Annotated in this window: 18 protein-coding genes; 7 read left to right on the forward strand and 11 right to left on the reverse strand. The window is 65.7% G+C overall.

What is annotated here, in order from left to right; translation table 11 throughout:
- Nucleotides 1-12 precede the first annotated feature (12 nt).
- Both VFW04_14425 and VFW04_14430 read left to right on the forward strand, forming a co-directional pair.
- A complete protein-coding gene (locus tag VFW04_14425) occupies nt 13-453 on the forward strand; it encodes a GNAT family N-acetyltransferase (protein ID HEX5180529.1) in 441 nt (146 codons plus the stop codon).
- Between the two features lie 134 nt (nt 454-587).
- Nucleotides 588-977: a PepSY domain-containing protein gene (locus VFW04_14430; GenBank protein ID HEX5180530.1), complete on the forward strand. Its 390-nt coding sequence runs from the start codon at nt 588-590 to the stop codon at nt 975-977.
- 42 nt (nt 978-1019) lie between these two features.
- Here VFW04_14430 and VFW04_14435 read toward each other — a convergent pair whose 3' ends face one another.
- The 5 genes from VFW04_14435 to VFW04_14455 form a co-directional block, all read right to left on the reverse strand.
- Entirely contained in the window at nt 1020-1679 is a 660-nt protein-coding gene (locus tag VFW04_14435; GenBank protein ID HEX5180531.1) for an alpha/beta fold hydrolase, read from the reverse strand.
- A gap of 19 nt (nt 1680-1698) precedes the next feature.
- Nucleotides 1699-1953, reverse strand: coding sequence for a hypothetical protein (locus VFW04_14440; GenBank protein HEX5180532.1), 255 nt, complete (start codon nt 1951-1953; stop codon nt 1699-1701).
- Nucleotides 1950-3692 (reverse strand): non-homologous end-joining DNA ligase, encoded by a 1743-nt coding sequence (gene ligD / locus VFW04_14445; GenBank protein HEX5180533.1) that lies wholly within the window; start codon nt 3690-3692, stop codon nt 1950-1952. The genes VFW04_14440 and ligD overlap by 4 nt, the downstream gene beginning before the upstream one ends.
- Nucleotides 3693-3694: 2 nt before the next feature.
- On the reverse strand, nt 3695-4555 hold the full coding sequence (locus tag VFW04_14450) for a Ku protein (GenBank protein ID HEX5180534.1): 861 nt from the start codon (nt 4553-4555) through the stop codon (nt 3695-3697).
- A gap of 78 nt (nt 4556-4633) precedes the next feature.
- The gene (locus tag VFW04_14455) at nt 4634-5233 is read right to left on the reverse strand and encodes a DinB family protein (protein HEX5180535.1); all 600 of its coding nucleotides are present in this window, start codon (nt 5231-5233) and stop codon (nt 4634-4636) included.
- A 113-nt stretch (nt 5234-5346) separates the two neighbouring features.
- Between VFW04_14455 and VFW04_14460 the strand changes: the two genes are divergently transcribed.
- The gene (locus VFW04_14460) at nt 5347-5646 is read left to right on the forward strand and encodes a hypothetical protein (protein HEX5180536.1); all 300 of its coding nucleotides are present in this window, start codon (nt 5347-5349) and stop codon (nt 5644-5646) included.
- Here the strand turns inward: VFW04_14460 and VFW04_14465 are convergent.
- From VFW04_14465 to VFW04_14490, 6 genes are all read right to left on the reverse strand, one after another.
- Nucleotides 5643-6284 carry a hypothetical protein gene (locus VFW04_14465; GenBank protein ID HEX5180537.1) on the reverse strand — a complete coding sequence of 214 codons (642 nt, stop codon included), beginning with the start codon at nt 6282-6284 and terminating at the stop codon, nt 5643-5645. The two genes, VFW04_14460 and VFW04_14465, sit on opposite strands and share 4 nt — an antisense overlap.
- Nucleotides 6285-6306: 22 nt before the next feature.
- The gene (locus tag VFW04_14470) at nt 6307-6594 is read right to left on the reverse strand and encodes a hypothetical protein (protein HEX5180538.1); all 288 of its coding nucleotides are present in this window, start codon (nt 6592-6594) and stop codon (nt 6307-6309) included.
- 31 nt (nt 6595-6625) lie between these two features.
- Nucleotides 6626-6871 carry a hypothetical protein gene (locus VFW04_14475; protein ID HEX5180539.1) on the reverse strand — a complete coding sequence of 82 codons (246 nt, stop codon included), beginning with the start codon at nt 6869-6871 and terminating at the stop codon, nt 6626-6628.
- A gap of 292 nt (nt 6872-7163) precedes the next feature.
- A complete protein-coding gene (locus VFW04_14480) occupies nt 7164-7631 on the reverse strand; it encodes an HNH endonuclease (GenBank protein ID HEX5180540.1) in 468 nt (155 codons plus the stop codon).
- Nucleotides 7632-7770: 139 nt separating this feature from the next.
- Nucleotides 7771-9207: an amidohydrolase family protein gene (locus VFW04_14485; GenBank protein ID HEX5180541.1), complete on the reverse strand. Its 1437-nt coding sequence runs from the start codon at nt 9205-9207 to the stop codon at nt 7771-7773.
- A gap of 44 nt (nt 9208-9251) precedes the next feature.
- Nucleotides 9252-9908, reverse strand: coding sequence for a YceI family protein (locus VFW04_14490; protein HEX5180542.1), 657 nt, complete (start codon nt 9906-9908; stop codon nt 9252-9254).
- 343 nt (nt 9909-10251) lie between these two features.
- Between VFW04_14490 and VFW04_14495 the strand changes: the two genes are divergently transcribed.
- The 4 genes from VFW04_14495 to VFW04_14510 all read left to right on the forward strand — a co-directional run.
- On the forward strand, nt 10252-11193 hold the full coding sequence (locus tag VFW04_14495; protein HEX5180543.1) for a cyanophycinase: 942 nt from the start codon (nt 10252-10254) through the stop codon (nt 11191-11193).
- A gap of 80 nt (nt 11194-11273) precedes the next feature.
- Nucleotides 11274-14330, forward strand: coding sequence for a TonB-dependent receptor (locus VFW04_14500; GenBank protein HEX5180544.1), 3057 nt, complete (start codon nt 11274-11276; stop codon nt 14328-14330).
- A 47-nt stretch (nt 14331-14377) separates the two neighbouring features.
- Nucleotides 14378-15724 (forward strand): RagB/SusD family nutrient uptake outer membrane protein, encoded by a 1347-nt coding sequence (locus VFW04_14505; GenBank protein HEX5180545.1) that lies wholly within the window; start codon nt 14378-14380, stop codon nt 15722-15724.
- A 135-nt stretch (nt 15725-15859) separates the two neighbouring features.
- Nucleotides 15860-18059 (forward strand): ABC transporter permease (locus VFW04_14510; GenBank protein ID HEX5180546.1); only part of this gene is annotated, 2200 nt, incomplete at its 3' end.

An 18059-nucleotide genomic window follows, 5' to 3' on the forward strand; every position in this document is an offset into this window, starting at 1 on the left:
ACGGAGCAAATCATGAACGTACGTCCCGCTCGAACCGCGGATGCGTCCTCGATCAAGGCGCTGATCGATCTTTATGTGTCGGACGGCACGCTGCTGCCGCGCACGCTGGACTTCATTCGCGAGCACATCGCTGATTTTCTGGTCGCGACTGACGACGAGGTGGTCGTGGGCTGCGTGCACCTGGAGGAGTACGCGCCGAGTCTGGCAGAGATCCGCTCGTTGGCGGTGGATCCCGGTGCGCAGGGGCAGGGCATCGGCGCCGCGCTGGTTCGGACGGCCGAGGAGTTGGCGCAGCGGCGGGAGCTCGCGACGTTGTTCGCGGTGAGCAACAGCGAGCAATTCTTTCGCGGATTGGGCTACGCGCCGGAGCACGTGCCGGAGCTGGACCGCGAGCGCAGCGAAGTAAGCAAGTACAAGGGTGTGTATGCGCGGGCGGTGCCGCCGCGGCGGTGACGCGGCCGGCGATCGCGCGACCCGAAAATATATTGGACATCAATATATTTGCGATCGGGGGCACGGTTCTCGCAGCGAATCTGGGCGGCTTCCCCACCAACGGCAGGAGCCCGAGAGTCGCGGGAACAGCACCAGTGCGAGTGCGCAAGGCGCTCACGGCGCGTCGACTCGACTTCACATCTCTTCGTCCCGCGGCCGCGACGTGGCCGGAGTGCGGGACGGACAGGACCATGCAGGGCAACAGGATCATCTCGGCGATGGCGGCGCTCACGGTGGGCGCGGGCGCGGTGGTCGCGCTGAGCGGGTTTACGCGGCCGGTGGACCAATCGCAGGCCAAGACCATCGCGATCAAGGCGTGCGGCGGCGGGACGGTGAAATCGGAAAGCGATGGAGGGATGCGCAACGGCGACAAGGTGTACACGTTCGAGGTGAACGTGGCCAACAAGTCGTTCGTCGAGAAGGTGAACGTGGACGCCAAGACCGGCGAGGTGCTGGACGTGACGTACGCCGGACAGCAGGCCTGACGAGTACGGGAGCCCGCCGCCGGCCGGCGGCGGGCTTTGTCGTTAGGCGCCGGGGCCGCGCGCGAAGTGTCCGGTGGCGAGAAACGTGAACGCCTGCGAGAGCGCGCGCCGATTCGCCGGCAGCAACGCGTGGCCGCCGCGGACGACGAGGTGGTCGCGCATGCCGACGAGGCGTGTCGCGCTCACCGATACCAGCCCATCGTTGGGCGTGCCGATCCAGCGGCCGAAGAGCGCGGGGCGGCGCCGCTCGCCGGCGATGACGCCCAACTCGAACGTCGCTTCGGGCAACCGTCGCGGCACGCTGTCGGCGCCGGTGCCGAGCTCGACGCCGGCCGGCCCCATGATCCGGCGAAACGCACGCGTGTGTCCGAGGCGCTCGGCGATCTCGTTTCCTGCGTTAGGCGGGCCGAGCATCACCACCCGGCCGACGTTCGGCGGCGAGGCGCGCGCCAACAGCGCGCGTACGATGATGCCGCCCAACGAGTGGGTGAGAAAATGGATGCGTTCGTCTCCGGGAGCCGGCGGGAGCGCGTCCAGCACTCGGCGGAGCGACTCGGCGTGCACCATGATGCCGGCGCGCGCCGACGGATAGCCCCAGTTGAGCACGGCGTATCCCCGGCGGCGGGCCACGATCGCCGCCGGCCACATCGATGCCCGCGTGCGCTTGAGCCCGTGCACGAGCACGAGCAGATCGGAAGACAACGGCGGCCAGTGCGCGCGATCAGAACTCGCGGCGCTTCATCTCCTTGAAGATGCGGTCTGCTTCGCTGGTGTCATCGGGCGCAACGGGACGCGTCGCCTCGACGGTGGCGTCGTACGCCTTGGCGCGCGGCTTGTTCTGCGCGATCGATTTCGCGGCGTTCTTGCGGGCGAGCGCGAGGATTTTCTTGTCGTCCATGGGAGCGGGGAACGGGTGATTGAAATCTAGAGGCCGGCGGTCCTGTGGGAAGCGACGCGCCGCGGTCGTGCGCGTCACCGCATCTCTTCCTCGAGCTTCTCCACGCCAGGCGCCGGTTCCCGGGTCACGTCGCGGGCGTCCTTGTCGTCGCGCGTGCCCAGAAACACCGGTTGGCGCAACAGGCCGTCGTCCGTCCACTCGTTGAATTTCACCTCCACGACGACTTGCGGCCGCACCCAGTGCGCCGGTTCGTTCGGCTTGGGCGGATTGGCGAACGGCGACGTTTTGCGGCCCAACTTGACCAGTTGGGCGTGCACGTCGTGCAGGGACTGGTGGTCGAATCCGCCGCCGACGTGTCCGGCGTAGATGAGCCGGTCTCCGTCGTAGTAGCCGACGAGGAGTGCGCCTAGGTACTGCCGCGACCTGCGCGGCTCGGTGTAGCCGCCGACGACGAATTCCTGTTCGCGTTCGAGCTTGAGCTTGAGCCACGCGTTCGAACGCTGGCCCAACGCGTAGGGTGCGTCCATGCGTTTGGCCATGACGCCTTCCCAGCCCGACGCGCGGGCTTTGCGCAGCATTTCGCGTGCGCCGCCGGGCGCGGTGTCGCCTAACCGGAGGTGCGCATCGGTCCGGTTGCGGAGCCGCATCTCGAGACGCTTGCGACGTTCGGACCACGGCTCGCCGACGAGCACGTCGTCGCCATCGAGGAGCAGGTCGAAGGCCATGAGGGCGGCCGGCGCGTCTTTGACCAATCGAGCGATGTCCGCCGCACCCTGGACATGCACGCGCGACTGCAGTCCCTGGAAGCGGCCGGGCTTGCCGCGCACGAGCGAGACGATTTCGCCGTCGAGCACGAGGGGGCGGCGTGCGCGACGGGCCAATTTCTCGAGCGCGTCGACGATCTCTGGAAATTGCGCGCGCTTGTCGAGGCCGTTGCGCGTCATGAGACGCACCTGGTCGGCGGTCGCGTAGGCGAGCACGCGAATGCCATCATATTTGGGCTCGAAGGTCCATCCGTCGTCTTGCGGCACCTCGCTGCCGACGCGCGCGAGCATGGGTTCGAGCGCCGGAAGGTCGACGTCCGTCGCGCGGTTGCTGTGCCAGACGGCGCGCGGATCCGTCCCGCTGGTTTTGCGGCCTCGCCGGGCGCGTTTGCCGCTCGCGATCTCATCCATGGTGCGGCCCGTCGTGGCGGATGTGTCGACCTCGGCCGCGATGTCGGCGCCGGGCCGTGCGGCGTCGTCGCGATGCTTGATGAGCAGCCACTGCGGCTTGTCGGGCGAGCCGCGCTTGGTGCGGACGAGCACCCACGACCCGTGCAGCCGCTCGCCATCGAGCTCGAACTTGAGGTCGCCCTTGGCGTACGCGCGGCGCAGCGCATCTTCTGGGTTAGGCGAAGGCGGATCGCTGGTGTAGGTCCCGCGGTCCCAGATCATCACGGTGCCGCCGCCATATTCGCCCTGCGGAATGGTGCCCTCGAACGCGTTGTACTCGATCGGGTGGTCTTCGACCTGCATGGCGAGTCGCTTGACCGATGGGTCGAGGCTCGGGCCCTTGGGCACGGCCCAGCTTTTCATGACGCCGTCGAGCTCGAGGCGGAAGTCGAAGTGGAGGTGGCTCGCCGCGTGCTTCTGGATCACGAACTGCAGCGCGCGCGGCCCCGAGATCCGCGCTGGTGCCGCGCCGCCAGCGGGTTCCGGCGTGGTCTCGAAGTCGCGCTTGCGCCTGTACGTGCGGAGCTTGCCGGCGGTGCCGCGCGCCGCCGCCTTCTGCCTAACGCTGCGCTTGCGCGCGGTCTTCTTGCGCGTCGCCGGCATCGTCAGGCCGACCGCGCGGCGCGCTTTCTCGTCGTGCGCGTGCGGCGCGCCGCGGTCCGGCCGCGTCGTGCGCCGGTTCTGCCGTGCTTCCCGGCGCCCGCAAGGCTCTGCTGCAGGCGCTGCATCAGGTCGATCACCTTGTCGTCGCCCTTGGCCGTCTCGGGCTCCTCGAGCGATGCGTGCGTGCCTTTCATCTTCGACTTGATGATCTTCATCAGGTTGGCATGGTACTGATCGCGGTACCGCTCCGGTTGAAACGCCGCCTTGAGACCGTCGATCAGTTGCTGTGCCATGTTCAACTCGGCCTGACGCACCTCTTTTGTCGACGGGAAGGCGTAATCGCTCTCGTCGACGAGCTCATCGGCAAAGCGCATCAGCTCGAGCACGAGGGCGTTACCCACCGCTTTGAGTCCAGCGATGTGCTCGCGTTGATGGATCACGATCGTGCCTAACCCAATCGTCTGGGTCTTCCGGATCGCCTCCCGCATCACCGCGTAGGCCATCTCGCCGCCTTTGCCCGGGATGAGAAAGTAGGGCGTTTCGAAGTAGCGAGGATCGATCGACGACTCGGGCACGAATTCGCGGACGGCGACCGTGGACGATGCGGACAGCGCGGCGGTCTTGAAGTCCTCGTTGGTCAGCACGATGAACTTGCCCTTGCGGTATTCGTAGCCTTTGACGACGTCATTCCAGGGCACTTCGGTGCCGTCGGCGGTGCAGACCCGTTGATAATGGATCGGCGCCATGTCGTCGTCGTGAAGCATGTGAAACTGGATGCGGTCGTTGTCGCGAATCGCGCGTTTGAGCTCGACGGGGACCGTCACCAATCCGATGCTGAGCGTGCCTTTCCAGATCGTCGCCACCTGGGCCTCCGCTCGAGTCGACACACCATCAGTTCAGCAAGTCCGGTACCGGTCAGTCATGCGCCGGCGCCGGGCGTGCTAACTGTCTGGGCGCTCGGTGGGTGCCTGTTGGCCGGGACCGGGCAGCGCAGGGAACTCGCCGCCCGCAGCCTCCGCTTGCAGCAGGTGCCCGATGGTCCGATAGCGATAGATGACGGCCGCGTTGTTCTGGAACAGGCCGCCCGTGTCGGCACTGGGACCGTACGTCGAGTAGAGCGGCTGTCCCCAGAGTCGAAGGTAAACGGTGAGCTGTCCGCGGTGGTGCGAGGAATGAGTGAGGCGGCGTGTGAGCACCCAGGCGCGCGACCGCTGTGTGTCGAAGAACGTGGTGGTCGCCTCGAACCACTCGTCCGGCTTACGCTCGAGTTCTGTTAGGCGCACGGCGGACGCGGCGGCGTAGTGTTCGAGAAAGGACAGCCGGCTCTCCAGCGGGGGCAGCATCGGCAACGGGACGGTGATGCCGAGCATCGTCCGCATCCAGGTGTCCTCGCTCACGCACTGGTGGACCATGTGCTCGAGCGGCGTCCGGGCACGGGGTTCCGGGCGAAAGGACATGCGTGCGTCCGGAATCTGCGACCAGACGCTCAACGTCTTGATGCGCTCGGTCTTATACGTCTCGACGAGAAAGTCGTATCGCACTGGGCTCTCCTCGGAAAGCGGTGCCGGCGCCGGCGCGCCGGTCGTTACACGAGGAAGGTAGGCACCGGGCGGTCCGCGATGGTAGATTACGGTTCAACCCGATTGGAGATCCCATGCTGAAAGCGTTCGACTTCGCAGATAATGGCCGGACGTTCAGCTGCAGGGTCGAGGCACCGACCAGCACCAGAACAGAATCGTGGTGGTGGTTCCAGGTGTCCGGCGACGCCAACCGGTACGCGCCGTTTCAAGCCAAGTCCAGCGACACGCAGGAGTCGGTGAGGACGCGCATCGCGACCTACTACGCGGACTTGCTGTTCAAGCGGTCTCAGCCGGCGCAGCCGCGGCAGCACTGGGCGCACCGCAACCGGAATACCGCTGCCGCGCCACAGGAGGGCGGGGCTCCCGCTCGCTAGTCCTGGGTCGCGCCGGGATCGAGTCCGGCGCGTCGCGCGAGCGTCTTTTTCAGCCAATGCGGGGCGTTGAGCGCGTCGAGATCCGCTTGCGCCACGCGCCGGCTGGCGACGTTCCAATCGATCACGGGCGCTACGTCTTCGTCGCTGGCGGCGAGAGACGCGAGCGCCCGTTCGACGATCGGCTCACCATCGGGCACCGACATGCCTAACTCGACTTCGGCGCGGCGGCAGAACCGCTCGTGGCGCGCGGCAATTTCGCGCGTGAACGCCACGCCGCGCCGGTCCAATCGCGCGTGCATGGCCTCGTGCACGATGGTGGACGCGATCTGGGACGTCGAAAATTCGGGATTCACGCTGAACGTCAGCTCGACGAGACACGTGCGTTCGTCGGGGAAGTACGCACCGCGACAAGGATAGCGCCTCACCGCAATGCGCGCGAAGTCGCGCACCAGGTGTCGGAAATACCACGGCTGGTGTCGCTCGATGATGCCCAGCGCGTCGTCCAGGCGGGCGAAGATGTGCTCGGTGTCGATGTCAGGCCGTGTGTTTACGACGTCGACCGTGACGCCGCGCAGCGTGCGGGTGCGCGAAACCGAGCCGTAGAGCGACCGCGCGAGGCGGTCCTGCCAGCGCTCCATCGATCTCTCCGTTCGATCGCTGCTAACGATCGCTCTCTTGCGGCGTGAGAGCGGAGCCGATCTCCGCGCACGCTGCGACCAACGCGGTGCAGAGTCCTGCCACGAGCAGCACGACTCCAATGGACAATGCAGGCCGGGTGCGAAACACGAACCACAGCGGCTGCAAGGCGCCGGTTCGGTGACGCGGCAACGGCACGAGGAAGAACAGGCCGCGAGGGTGGCGGATGCGGTCCGCCGCGATGAGCGCGACGCTCGCCAGGAGTGAACCGACCGCGAACCGTTCCAGCCGTTGAATGCGTGCGAGCTTCACACCTTCGCCTTCGCGTCGCGCAACCCTTCAATCACAATGCTGCATCCGGCCCGGCATCGGTTTCACCGTCAGGTCCAGTGTCATGCCTGCACGACGACCGCTTGAACATGCGGACGAGCCACACGACCGCCACGATCGGCAGCACGATGAAAACGAGGAACTTGAAGGCCAGAATCGTGATGAGTCCGACGACCACCAGCAGCAGGATCGGGAAGCCAAGGATGGCGAGGCCGAGTAGCGGTCGCAGGGCGATCAGGCGGAGTATGGCGGCAATCATGTCGGAGTCCGATGGGCTTTCTCAATACTACGAGAGAAACCGGTCGGATGGTTTCCGATCGGATCCTTCTTTTTCCGGTTCTTCGGAAATTTCCGGGAAACAAGGGCAAGGTGCAGCGAAGGTTATGACCCTTGGATCGTGAGGCTGGGCCCGGCCGAGCAGAGTGATACGCTCATGAAGACGCGGACACGGCGCGGACACGATGGACACGACAGGACAAAAGAAAGTCTTTGCTTGTTATCCGGGCTGTGCCCGTTGTGTCCGGCTTTGTCGCGGCCCTGAGGAGCGCGCTTCAGTCCTTGTACGGATAGTCCGGGTCGGACAACCGCTCGGCGCGCGCAACACCTTCGGGTCCGGCGATCTGCCGGGCAAGGTCGAGCAGCATGGGACTGAGGTGCTCGCCAAAGCGGAGCAGGTTCACCGCGCGATCGCGGCGTGCGAGGAGGAACGCGAGGATCGGCTTGTCTGCCTTCTGCGCATTGCAGTCAGGACAGGCGAGAACGAGGTTGTCGCGGCGATCATAGGCAGTCTGGCCGCGGCGTGGCGTCACGTGATCGAGCGTGATCGCATCGGGATGAACGCGTCGTTCGCAGTACGTACATACGGCACCGTGGCGATCGAGCAGCCACTGACGCGTGTTCGTGTAAGCGGTACGACTTGTTGGCAGCGAGGTGTGCTGCTGGTGTGCTCGCGCGGGACTGCGGCGTCTGCGCGCGGATGGGCGGGTGCGACTCAGTGGTACAAGGGGCTTGAGGGTGATTAATGCAACATTCGACTACGCTGTAACATAGCGACAAGGTGTTGACGTGGGAAGCTCCGCCGGCGTCACGCGCGCCCAGGACCAATCCAGCGAGTTGGGCGTCATCAGCCGATCGACCGTGAACTACGGGCCGTCAGGGTTAGAACAGCCCGACTTTTCCCTTCACGGACGCGATGAGTTTTTGCGGATCGTATCCGATGCCGTCGCGGAACACCATCTCGACGTGCTCGACGTCGGCGATATTCGTCGACGGGTCTCCATCGATCACGAGGAGGTCCGCCTGCTTGCCCCGGGCGATCGAACCGACGTCTTTAGCGCGGCCGAGGTAGGTGGCGCCGTTCAACGTGCCAACCTTGATCGCCTCCAGTGGCGTCAAACCGCTTTCGACGAGCAGTTCGAGCTCGCGCTGGTTCGAGAACCCGGGGACGACGCCGCCACCGCCGGTCGGGTCAGTGCCCGACAGCAGCAGTCCGCCCGCGCGCATGAATGCGACTTCGAGGGCGCGTGCGTGCGCAAAGATCGCCTCGAAGCGCCGCGTCGTGTCGCGCTGCGTCGCGGCGTAGCGCTGTTCGAACTGCTCCCGCAGGATCGGGTCGAGCACGTCGAGCCCGCGCGGCATGGGCCGGCCCGGCGTGAACGTTTCGAACACCGTGAGCGTGCTCGTGATCGCGACGTGATGGTCCACGAGAAACTTGATGAGGTCGCGTACGCGCGCCGAGTCCGGGGTGAGGGTAGCGATGGTCGCGAGTCCCGTGTTCTGCCCCGGGCAGACATCCGGTTGCTTGTTCGGCACGAAATCCGTGGACACGAAGAATCCGTGCTCCAGGTTGTCGATGCCTAACGAAGCCGCTTCGCGGTATGTGACCGAGCACAAGTGGCCGGTCACCTTCAGTCCGCGCCGATGCGCTTCGGCGACCGCCGCACCGAGCTCGGCGCGGGTGATGTGCATGTACACCTTGAAGGACGTCGCGCCGGCGTCGGCCCAGAAGTCGACCATGCGGCGCGCATCGTCCGGTCCGGTGAGCTCGTGTATCTGATCGAGGCCTAACCCAGGCCCCTCGAGATACGGCGCCGTGGCGTCGATCCACGGTCCCGGCTTCTCACCGCGCGCGATCGAGCGCGCGAGCCCGATGTCGCCGTAGCCGTTCATGTTGCCGCCGGTACGCATCGACGTCACACCGCCGGCGAGATAGAGGCGCACGAAGCTCTCGGCGACGTTTCCGTAGACGCCGGGGCCGGTGGGATAGAACAGGTGCTCGTGCACCATCACCAGTCCGGGGATCACCGATTTGCCGGTGAGATCCAGGACGCGCGCGCCGGACGGCACGGCAACGGCGGCTGCCGCGCCGATCTGCGTGATGCGTCCGTCGCGCACGATTACCGTCTGGTCGGCGCGCGCCGGCGCACCCGTGCCGTCGATCACGCGCACGTGCGTGAGGGCGACGATGTTGGTGTCGATCGCGACGACTTCCCGGACCGCGGGCGACAGCGTCGGCCGCGCCCCTTGCGCGCGAACACGAACGGAAGCTGCCGCGGCGAGCATCAGTCCCGCGGCGGCCCAGCGTGCGAGCATCATGACGTGTCTTTCGTTAGGCGGCGGCGCCCGGCGCGCCTCCGCGGTCAGGACCCCGACGCCGGGACCAGATCGAAATCGTACACCAGGTGGATGCTGTCCGCCACGCTCAGCACCGAGCCGACCCTGGGCTTGTCGAGCTTGAAGTCGTCGAACGTGAAGCCGGTGGATGCCGTGCCGCGCACTTCGCCGTTTCGCAAGTATGCCGTCACCGCCCAGCTCGTGGGCCGCGTCACGCCGCGCACGGTGAGATCGCCAAGCAACGTGAACGTCACCTTGCCGGTATCCGGAATGGGCGACGGCAGACCCTGAAACTGCTTCGGCACCAGCGTCACCGTGGGATATTGATCGGTCTGCAGCGTGCGGTGTTGGATGTAGCCATCGCGCATCGACCGGTCGCTCTTCAGCTTCGTAATGTCGACGACGAACTTCGAGTCGGACCCGATCTGTCCTTGGTCGTCGACCGAGATGCCGCCGGAAACGCCATCCGTGACGCCGACGGCGTCGCTCGGGAAATTGATGCTCGCCAGCTGCTCGCGCACGAAGTAGCGCGCCGAGTTGTACTTCGGACCGACGACGAGGTGCACCGGCGCGTGTGTGCGAGGGACTGAACGCATGCGTGCGCCGAGCTCGCTCGAGCGCGCCGGCGGCGCGGCCAGGGTGATGATTGCCGTCCCGATGACCAGCCCCGCACTCACTGCCACTCCAAGTCTCCGCATTCCTTCTCCTCCAAACCGTGGGTCGGGCGGTCGCGGCCAGAATAGACGGCGTCGCCCGGCGTGATCTTACCACGCGGTACAGCACAGTACCAACTCGGTCGCTGATGTCGTGCCGGTGACATTCGAGACGGGGTGAGCGAATAGATTGGCGCGGTGGACTTGACGAGCTCGTCACAACCGATCACTGTTGCGCTCGATGCTTCCGCGCGAACGGCCGAGGCTCGCCGCGATCGCGCATCGGGGCGGGCGCCCTCGTCGGCGTCGGCATGGCTCCGCCCGTTAGACGCTCGGCCCTCCTGTCTCGCGTTCTCCCTCACGACGAGGTCTCATGCCTGAATACGCTGTCCGCCGCATCGCACGTCGCACATCCATCATTTTGCTCGGCGTCGCGGTCGCTGCGTGGGCACATGCGGCTGCCGGCGCCGTTCCGTCATCGGGGATCGGGAGCGCACCATCGCCCAAGGGAACGCTCTTCATCGTGGGCGGCGGCGAACAGCCGAAGGAGCTGGTGCAGGCGTTCGTTGATCTGGCCGGGGGAACGCGCGCCCGCATTGCGGTCGTGCCGACGGCAACCGAAGAGTCGGCGGAGGCCGGGAAGGAAAAGGTGGACGAGCTGCGCGGCTATGGCGCGCAGGCGTTCGTGATCGACGTCTCGCGCGCTGAAGCGCAGAGCGATTCGATCGTGAAATTGATCGGCACGGCCACCGGCATCTGGTTTGGCGGCGGCGACCAGGTCAAGCTGGCCGATTCGTTAGTCGGGACGGCGGCGTTGCGTGCGATGCTGGCGCGCTACGAGGCCGGCGCCGTGGTGGGCGGGACATCGGCGGGCGCGGCGGTGCTCAGCGACTCGATGATCACCGGCAACCAGAAGCGGCCCGACGCGGACAGCGTGGGCTACTACGGGGACGAGTTCCCGAACATCGCGCGCGGCGCGATCCAGATCAAGCCGGGCTTCGGGTTCATCCGCAACGCGATCGTGGACATGCATTTCATCCGCCGCGAGCGCGCGAACCGGCTTCTCGAGGTGGTGCTGGAACGGCCATCACTGTTAGGCGTGGGCATCGATGAGGGCACGGCGGTGCGCGTCGATCCCGACGGGAAGTGGACGGTGCTCGGCCGGAGTGCGGCCATCGTGCTCGACGCGCGGGACGCGCGCGTGACGGGCTCGGCGGCCCCGCGCCTCGGCGCGTCCGGCGTTCATCTCTCTCTGCTGCCCGCCGGCAGCACGTACGACCCGCGGACCGGACGCGCAACGCTTCCAACGTCCTGACCTGCGGCGCTCCCTTCGTTAGGCGGCGGGACCTCATCGGGCCCGCAGCTTCACCGTCACTCCCACGGGGAGGAACATCGATGAGGCGCTTTACCCCCAGCCGAGCAGTCGCCCTGCTGCTCGGCCTAACGTTGTTCGGCGCGCGTCCGGCCGTCGCCCGAGCGCAGCAGAACGCGGTCGTGCGCGGCACCGTCACCGATTCGGTGTCGGGCCAGCCAGTGACCGGCGCGCAGATCGCCGTGGCCGGCCAGGCGCGCGGCGTCACCAGCGATCGCGGCACGTATCTGGTCAATGCCGCGCCCGGGACGGTCACCGTGCGCGTGCAGCGCATCGGATTCTCGCCCGCCGAGCGGCAGGTCACGCTCGCCGCCGGCGACACGACCACAGTCAACTTCGCGCTGCACGGCGTCGCCGTCACGCTGGCGCAGGTGATGGTAATCGGATACGGAACCGAGAATCGCGCGCGCGTGACCGGCGCGGTGTCGACCGTGAACGGCAGCGATGTGCAGAACCAACCGGTGGCCGGCCTCGACGCTGCGCTGCAGGGCAAGGCGCCCGGCGTGCAGGTGATCCAGAACGCCGGCGATCCGGGCAACGGCATCACGGTGCGTGTCCGCGGTGCGGCGTCGATCTCGGCGTCGAACCAGCCGCTGTACGTCGTGGACGGCGTTCCGGTGCAGACGGGCGATTTCTCGCAGCTCGGGCCTAACGGGCAAGGCCTCACCGGCGTCACGGGACTCGATCCGAGCGAAATCGAGTCGATCACGGTGCTCAAGGATGCGGCGTCGGCGGCCATCTACGGGTCGCGCGCCTCGAATGGCGTGGTGCTCATCACGACCAAGCGCGGCAGCGCGGGCGCTGCGCACTTCTCGTTCGATGCTAACACGGGGTGGCAGCAGCCCGAGCGCTACCTGAGCCTCATGAACGCGAAGCAGTACGTCGCCTTCATGAACCAGGGTGCAGAGAACGACGGCGACAGCGACCCGTTCACGCCGGGGATCGATGACGCGCATTCCACCGATTGGCAGCGCGCCATTTTCCGGACGGCGCCGGTCGGCAACGTGCATCTCGGCCTGAGCGGCGGCAGCGATCGTCTCAAGTACTATCTCGGCGGTTCGTACTTCGGGCAAACCGGAATCGCGCTCGGGTCGTCGTACAGCCGCGTGTCCGGACGCGCCAACGTCGACTTCGATGCGACGCCCGATTTTTCCGTCAAGACGTCGCTGGCCTACTCGAAGGAGCTCGACCACCGCATCCCCGGCGACAACAGCCTGACGGGCGTCGTCACCAACGCGATCGGCGAGGCCTCGATCTATCCGGTGCGTGCGCCTAACGGCCAGTTCGCGGGCAACGACCAGAATCTGTACTACGCGAATCCGGTGGCGATCGCCGAGCTGAACAACCTGCCCACCACCACCGATCGGTTTCTGGGCAACGTCGAGGGCATCTACCACTTCATGCCGAGCTTGTCGCTCACGGGACGGGTCGGCGCGGATATCCTGACGATGAACGAACTGGAGTGGGACTCGCCGCTCGTCGATGGCACGTACGCGGCGCAAGCCCGCGGCGTCGCCAAGAGCGGCTACAGCACCGGCAACCAGTATGTGCTCGAAGGATTTCTCACCTACACTCACGAGAACGCCGAGGCCGCGAGTCTCAACATCGTGGGCGGCGGCAGCGTGGAGTACAACACCGATCAGCTGAACTTCGTGCGCGCGGAGGGCTTCAGCAGCGATCAGTTCCACTATGTGCGAAACGGAACGGTGATCACGAGCTTCGATGGCTTGCCGTTCAACAACAATCTCGTGTCGGCGTTCGCGCGGGCGAATTACTCGTACAAGGACCGGTACCTGCTGTCCGGCAGCATCCGCACGGACGGATCGTCGCGTTTCGGACCGAACAATCGGTACGCCGTGTTCCCGGCGATCGCCGGCGGTTGGGTGATCAGCGAGGAACCGTTCATGGGGAACTTCGATCAGAAGTTCGGCAGGCTGAAGCTGCGGGCGAGCTACGGCGTGACGGGCAACCAGGGGCTCACGGGCGATCAGGAGATCTCGGACTTCGCGTATCTCGGGTTGTATGGGACGTCGAACTATGGCGAGAATCCGGGCATCGCGCCGACAAATTTCGCGAACCCGAACCTCAAGTGGGAATCGACGCACGAGTTCGACGGCGGCATCGACTGGTATCCGTTCGGCGGCCGCCTAACGGTGATCGCGGACTACTATCACCGGCTGACGTCGAATCTGTTGGTGAACCGGCCGATCCCGGCCACGACCGGCTTCGCCACGTACTGGGACAACATCGGCAACGTGTTGAACCGCGGATTCGAGCTGGGATTGAGCTCGGTGAATTTCCGCTCCGATGACAAGAACGGATTCTCGTGGAACACCGATTTCAACATCTCGTTCAACCACAACGAGGTGACGGCGCTGTTCCAGAATCAGCCGTTCGGCGATGGCGACAACTTCCGGCCCATCAGCCGCGTGGCCGTGGGCGAGCCGATCGGCGAGTTCTACGTGCTGCACTTCAAGGGCGTGAATCCGCAGACGGGCGATGCGATCTACGCGGATGTGAACGGCGATGGCGAGATCACATCGGATGATCGTGTCGACGCCGGCAACCCGCAGCCCAAGTTTTTCGGCGGATTGCGCAACACGTGGTCGTGGAAAGGCTTCTCGTTAGCCGGGTTTCTCGAGTTCAGCTACGGCGCCAAGGTGTTCAACCTGATGCGCATCTTCGCCGACGACGGCGGTTACAACTACGACAACAAGTTTACGTACGCGCTCAACGCGTGGACGCACCCGGGGCAGATCACGAACGAGCCGCGGGCGAGCTTCGACGGCACGTCCGGCGCCCGCGAGATCTCGGACCGCTTCATCGAAGACGGTTCGTATCTCCGCATCTCGGAGGTCACGTTGAGCTGGCACATCCCCGACAACCTGATGCCGGTGCGCTCGCTGCAGAACACGACGCTCTACGTGTCGGGCCACAACCTCCACAATTTCACGAAGTACACGGGCTACGATCCCGACGTGAACAGCAACGGCTCGACGTCCAACATTGCGTTAGGCACCGACTACTACGCCTACCCGCGCGCGCGGACGTTCTCCATCGGCTTGTCCACCAACTGGTGAACCGGCTTCCAGGCATCCGGGCCTTTCGCATGAGGATGAGATCACACATGAGAACCCGATTCTTCCTGGCGGCCGCGCTCATCACGGCGGCGGCCGCGTGCAGCAACCCGCTCGACCTCAAGCCGGCGGGATCGATTCCCGAATCGACGGCGATCACGGACGCCGTGGGCGCCCGCGCGGCGTTGTTCGGCGCCTACGGCGGGCTGCAGAACCTGTCGTATTACGGCGAAGATTTTCCCATCCTGCTCGACCTGTCCTCGGACAACAGCGAGCACACCGGTACGCTGACGTCGTTCGGCGACGCGGATCTCAACGAGTTGCGCGCCGACAACGAAACGATCGCCGGCATCTGGATCGCGATCTACGATGACATCAACCGGGTCAACGAGATCATCGCCAAGGTGCCACAGGTGCCCGATCTCGATCCCGACGAGATGCACGAGATCATCGGCGAGGCATATTTCCTGCGCGCGCTGAACTACCACAACCTGGTGAAGCTGTTCGGCGGCGTGCCGCTCCGGCTCACGCCGGCGACGTCGATCAACGACCCGGTCGGATCGACGCGGGCGACGGTCGCCGACACGTACACGCAGATCCTCAAGGATCTCGACTCGGCGCAGACGTTCATCTCCAACCCCACGCAGACCACGCAAGCGTCGTTAGGCGCTGTGATGGCCCTGCGCGCGCGCGTCCTGCTCTACGAGGGCGATTACCCTGCGGCCGCGGCGGCGGCGAAAGCGGTCGAGGACCTTGGCCAGTACTCGCTCGCGCCTAACTTCTCCGACCTCTTCGCCGAGGACGGGTCGCCGACGCCCGAAGACATCTTCCGCATCGTCTTCACGGCGCAGCAGTTCAACAACCTGTCGTACTACTACCTCTTCGACGGCCGCTACGAGGTCGCGCCAACGCCGGAGCTCATGCACGACTTCGATCCGTCGTTCGATCCCAGCGACGACGTGGCGAACTACGATCCCGTGGATAAGCGCGGCCAGTGGTCCGTCTCCATCGAGGACGATAACCAGGAGGGAACGAAGTTCCGGTCCGTGCAAGGCACCGAGTATCCGCACGTGATCCGCTTCGCCGAGGTGCTCCTGATTCGCGCCGAGGCCGAGGCGCGGGTCGGAAGCCTGGACACGGCGCGCGTGAAGGTGAACCTGATTCGCGCGCGCGCGGGCCTCGCTCCGGTCGGCTCGTTGTCGCAAACGGACATGATCGACACGATCATCGACGAGCGTCGAAAGGAGCTGGCGTTCGAGGGCGATCGCTGGCCGGACCTGGTACGGCTCGGGTTGGCGACCACCGTGCTCGGCATCCCGGCGCAGCAGGCGCTGTATCCGATACCGCAGCGGGAAATCGATGTGACGCCGGGACTGACGCAGAATCCTGGATACTGATCGCAGCGTAATGGATGGTGTGACGCGGCCGGCGAGGGCAAGTGTCCTCGCCGGCCGCGTGCTGTAAACCATCCGGGCCGACCGGATGTCTCAGGCAGGCGACGCGGAGCGACCGCGTATTCCGAGGAACTCGTCATGGCCAACTTGAAGCTCGCCTTCCGCACGCTCGTCAAGTCGCCGTTCGTCACCTTCGTTGCCCTGCTGTCGTTGGCGCTCGGCATCGGAGCGAACGCGGCGATTTACTCGATGTTCAACGAGATGCTGCTGGCGCCGCTGCCGGTGCGCGACCCCGGCCGGTTGGTGAACCTCGCCATGACTGGCCCCGCACCGGGATCGAACTCGTGCAATCAGGCTGGAAATTGCGACGTCGTGTTCAGCTATCCGATGTTTCGCGATCTCGAGAAGGCGCATCCCGGATTCAGCGCCGTCGTCGCGCACCGCGCATTCGGCGTCAACGTCGCGTACCACCGGCAGACCATCAGCGGCGATGGCATGTTGGTCTCGGGGTCATACTTCCCAACGTTAGGCCTGAAGCCGGCTCTCGGCCGGTTGATCGGATACGACGACGACCGCGTGATCGGCCAGAATTATGTCGCGGTCCTCAGCCACGAGTACTGGGTGAACGACCTCGGCTCCGATCCGCACGTCGTCGGCCAGCAGATCGTGGTCAACGGGCACTCGATGACGATCATCGGGGTGGCGCCCGATGGGTTCACGGGCACGACGCTCGGGGTCGAGCCGAAGGTGTACGTGCCGATCACGATGCGCATGCAGATGATGCAGGGCTGGAACGATGCGATGACTAACCGGCGGGCGTACTGGGTGTACGTGTTCGCGCGGCTGGCGCCCGGCGTGTCGATCGAGCGGGCGCAAGTGATGGCCAACGCCGTGTTCCACCCGATCATCACCGACATCGAAGCGCCGCTGCAGAAGGGCATGAGCGATGCGACGATGCGGCGGTTCAAGGCGAAAGTATTGACGGTCACCGATGGCCGGCGCGGCCAGAGCTCGATGCACAAGGAAACGAAGACGCCGCTGACGCTGCTCCTGGCGACGACGGGCATCGTGCTGCTCATTGCGTGCGCCAACATTGCGAACCTGCTGCTCGCGCGCGGCGCGGGCCGCTCGCTCGAGATGGCGGTGCGCCTGTCGTTAGGCGCGACGCGATGGCAGCTCCTGCGCCAGCTGCTCATGGAGTCGTGTCTGCTCGCGCTGATCGGCGGCGCGGTGAGCCTGCTCATCGCGTACTGGACGCTGCACCTGATCGCGAGTCTCTTGCCGAGCGATACCGCCGGCACGCTGCATTTCGGGCTGCACGGTTCGGCGATTTTGTTTACCGCGATCCTGTCGCTCGCCACCGGCGTGTTGTTCGGCCTGTTCCCGGCGCTGCACAGCACGCGTCCCGATCTGGCCTCGACCATCCGAGCCGGGACGGGGAAGCACTCCGGCGCGCGCTCGGCGGCGCGCTTCCGGACGTCGTTGGTCACGGCGCAGATCGCGCTGTCGATGGCGCTGCTCATTTCGGCGGGCCTGTTCGTGAAGAGCCTGCGCAACGTGAGCCAGGTCGATCTCGGCATTCGGGTCGACAGCATGGCGACGTTCTCGATCGAGCCGGAGCTGAACGGCTATGACCATGCGCATTCGCGACAGCTGTTCGCCCGGCTGAACGAGAAGCTGGCGGCGCTGCCCGGCGTGACGAACGTGACCCAGGCCCTGGTTCCGCTTCTGGCCGGCAACAACTGGGGGCAGGACGTCTCGGTCGAAGGATTCAAGAAGGGACCGGACACCGATGCGAATTCGCGGTACAACGAAGTCGGACCCGGTTATTTCAAGACCGTCGGCATCCCGCTCGTGAGCGGACGGGAGTTCACCGAGTCCGACGAACTGGGAACGCCGAAAGTGGCAATCGTGAACCAGGCGTTCGCGAGGAAGTTCGGGTTAGGCGCCGACGCCGTGGGCAAGCGGATGTCCGATGGCGGCGACACGCTGAACATGCAGATCATCGGACTCATCCGCGACGCGAAGTACAGTGAAGTCAAGCAGGAGATCCCGCCGGTGTTCTTCGAGCCGACGCTGCAGGATTCGAGTTTGGGATACTCGTATTTCTATGTACGCACGTCGCGCAGCACGCAGCAGCTGCTCGCCGAGATTCCGCGGGTGGTGAAGTCGCTGGATCCGAATCTCCCGGTCGAGCAGCTCAAGACGATGACGCAGCAGGTGAAGGAGAACGTGTTCCTCGACCGGCTGATCAGCACGCTGTCGGCGGCGTTCGCCCTCTTGGCCACGTTGCTGGCGGCGGTCGGGTTGTACGGCGTGCTGGCCTACTCGGTGGCCC

This window comes from Gemmatimonadaceae bacterium (assembly GCA_036273715.1).
Lineage (GTDB): Bacteria > Gemmatimonadota > Gemmatimonadetes > Gemmatimonadales > Gemmatimonadaceae > JADGGM01.

Bases quoted from the DNA above. Each gene is read 5' to 3' on its own strand.
- VFW04_14425 (HEX5180529.1), top strand. From the start codon at position 13: ATGAACGTACGTCCCGCTCGAACCGCGGATGCGTCCTCGATCAAGGCG.
- VFW04_14505 (HEX5180545.1), top strand. From the start codon at position 14,378: ATGAGAACCCGATTCTTCCTGGCGGCCGCGCTCATCACGGCGGCGGCC.
- VFW04_14460 (HEX5180536.1), top strand. From the start codon at position 5,347: ATGCTGAAAGCGTTCGACTTCGCAGATAATGGCCGGACGTTCAGCTGC.
- VFW04_14465 (HEX5180537.1), bottom strand. From the start codon at position 6,284: ATGGAGCGCTGGCAGGACCGCCTCGCGCGGTCGCTCTACGGCTCGGTT.
- VFW04_14495 (HEX5180543.1), top strand. From the start codon at position 10,252: ATGCCTGAATACGCTGTCCGCCGCATCGCACGTCGCACATCCATCATT.
- VFW04_14475 (HEX5180539.1), bottom strand. From the start codon at position 6,871: ATGATTGCCGCCATACTCCGCCTGATCGCCCTGCGACCGCTACTCGGC.
- VFW04_14485 (HEX5180541.1), bottom strand. From the start codon at position 9,207: ATGATGCTCGCACGCTGGGCCGCCGCGGGACTGATGCTCGCCGCGGCA.
- VFW04_14500 (HEX5180544.1), top strand. From the start codon at position 11,274: ATGAGGCGCTTTACCCCCAGCCGAGCAGTCGCCCTGCTGCTCGGCCTA.
- ligD (HEX5180533.1), bottom strand. From the start codon at position 3,692: ATGCCGGCGACGCGCAAGAAGACCGCGCGCAAGCGCAGCGTTAGGCAG.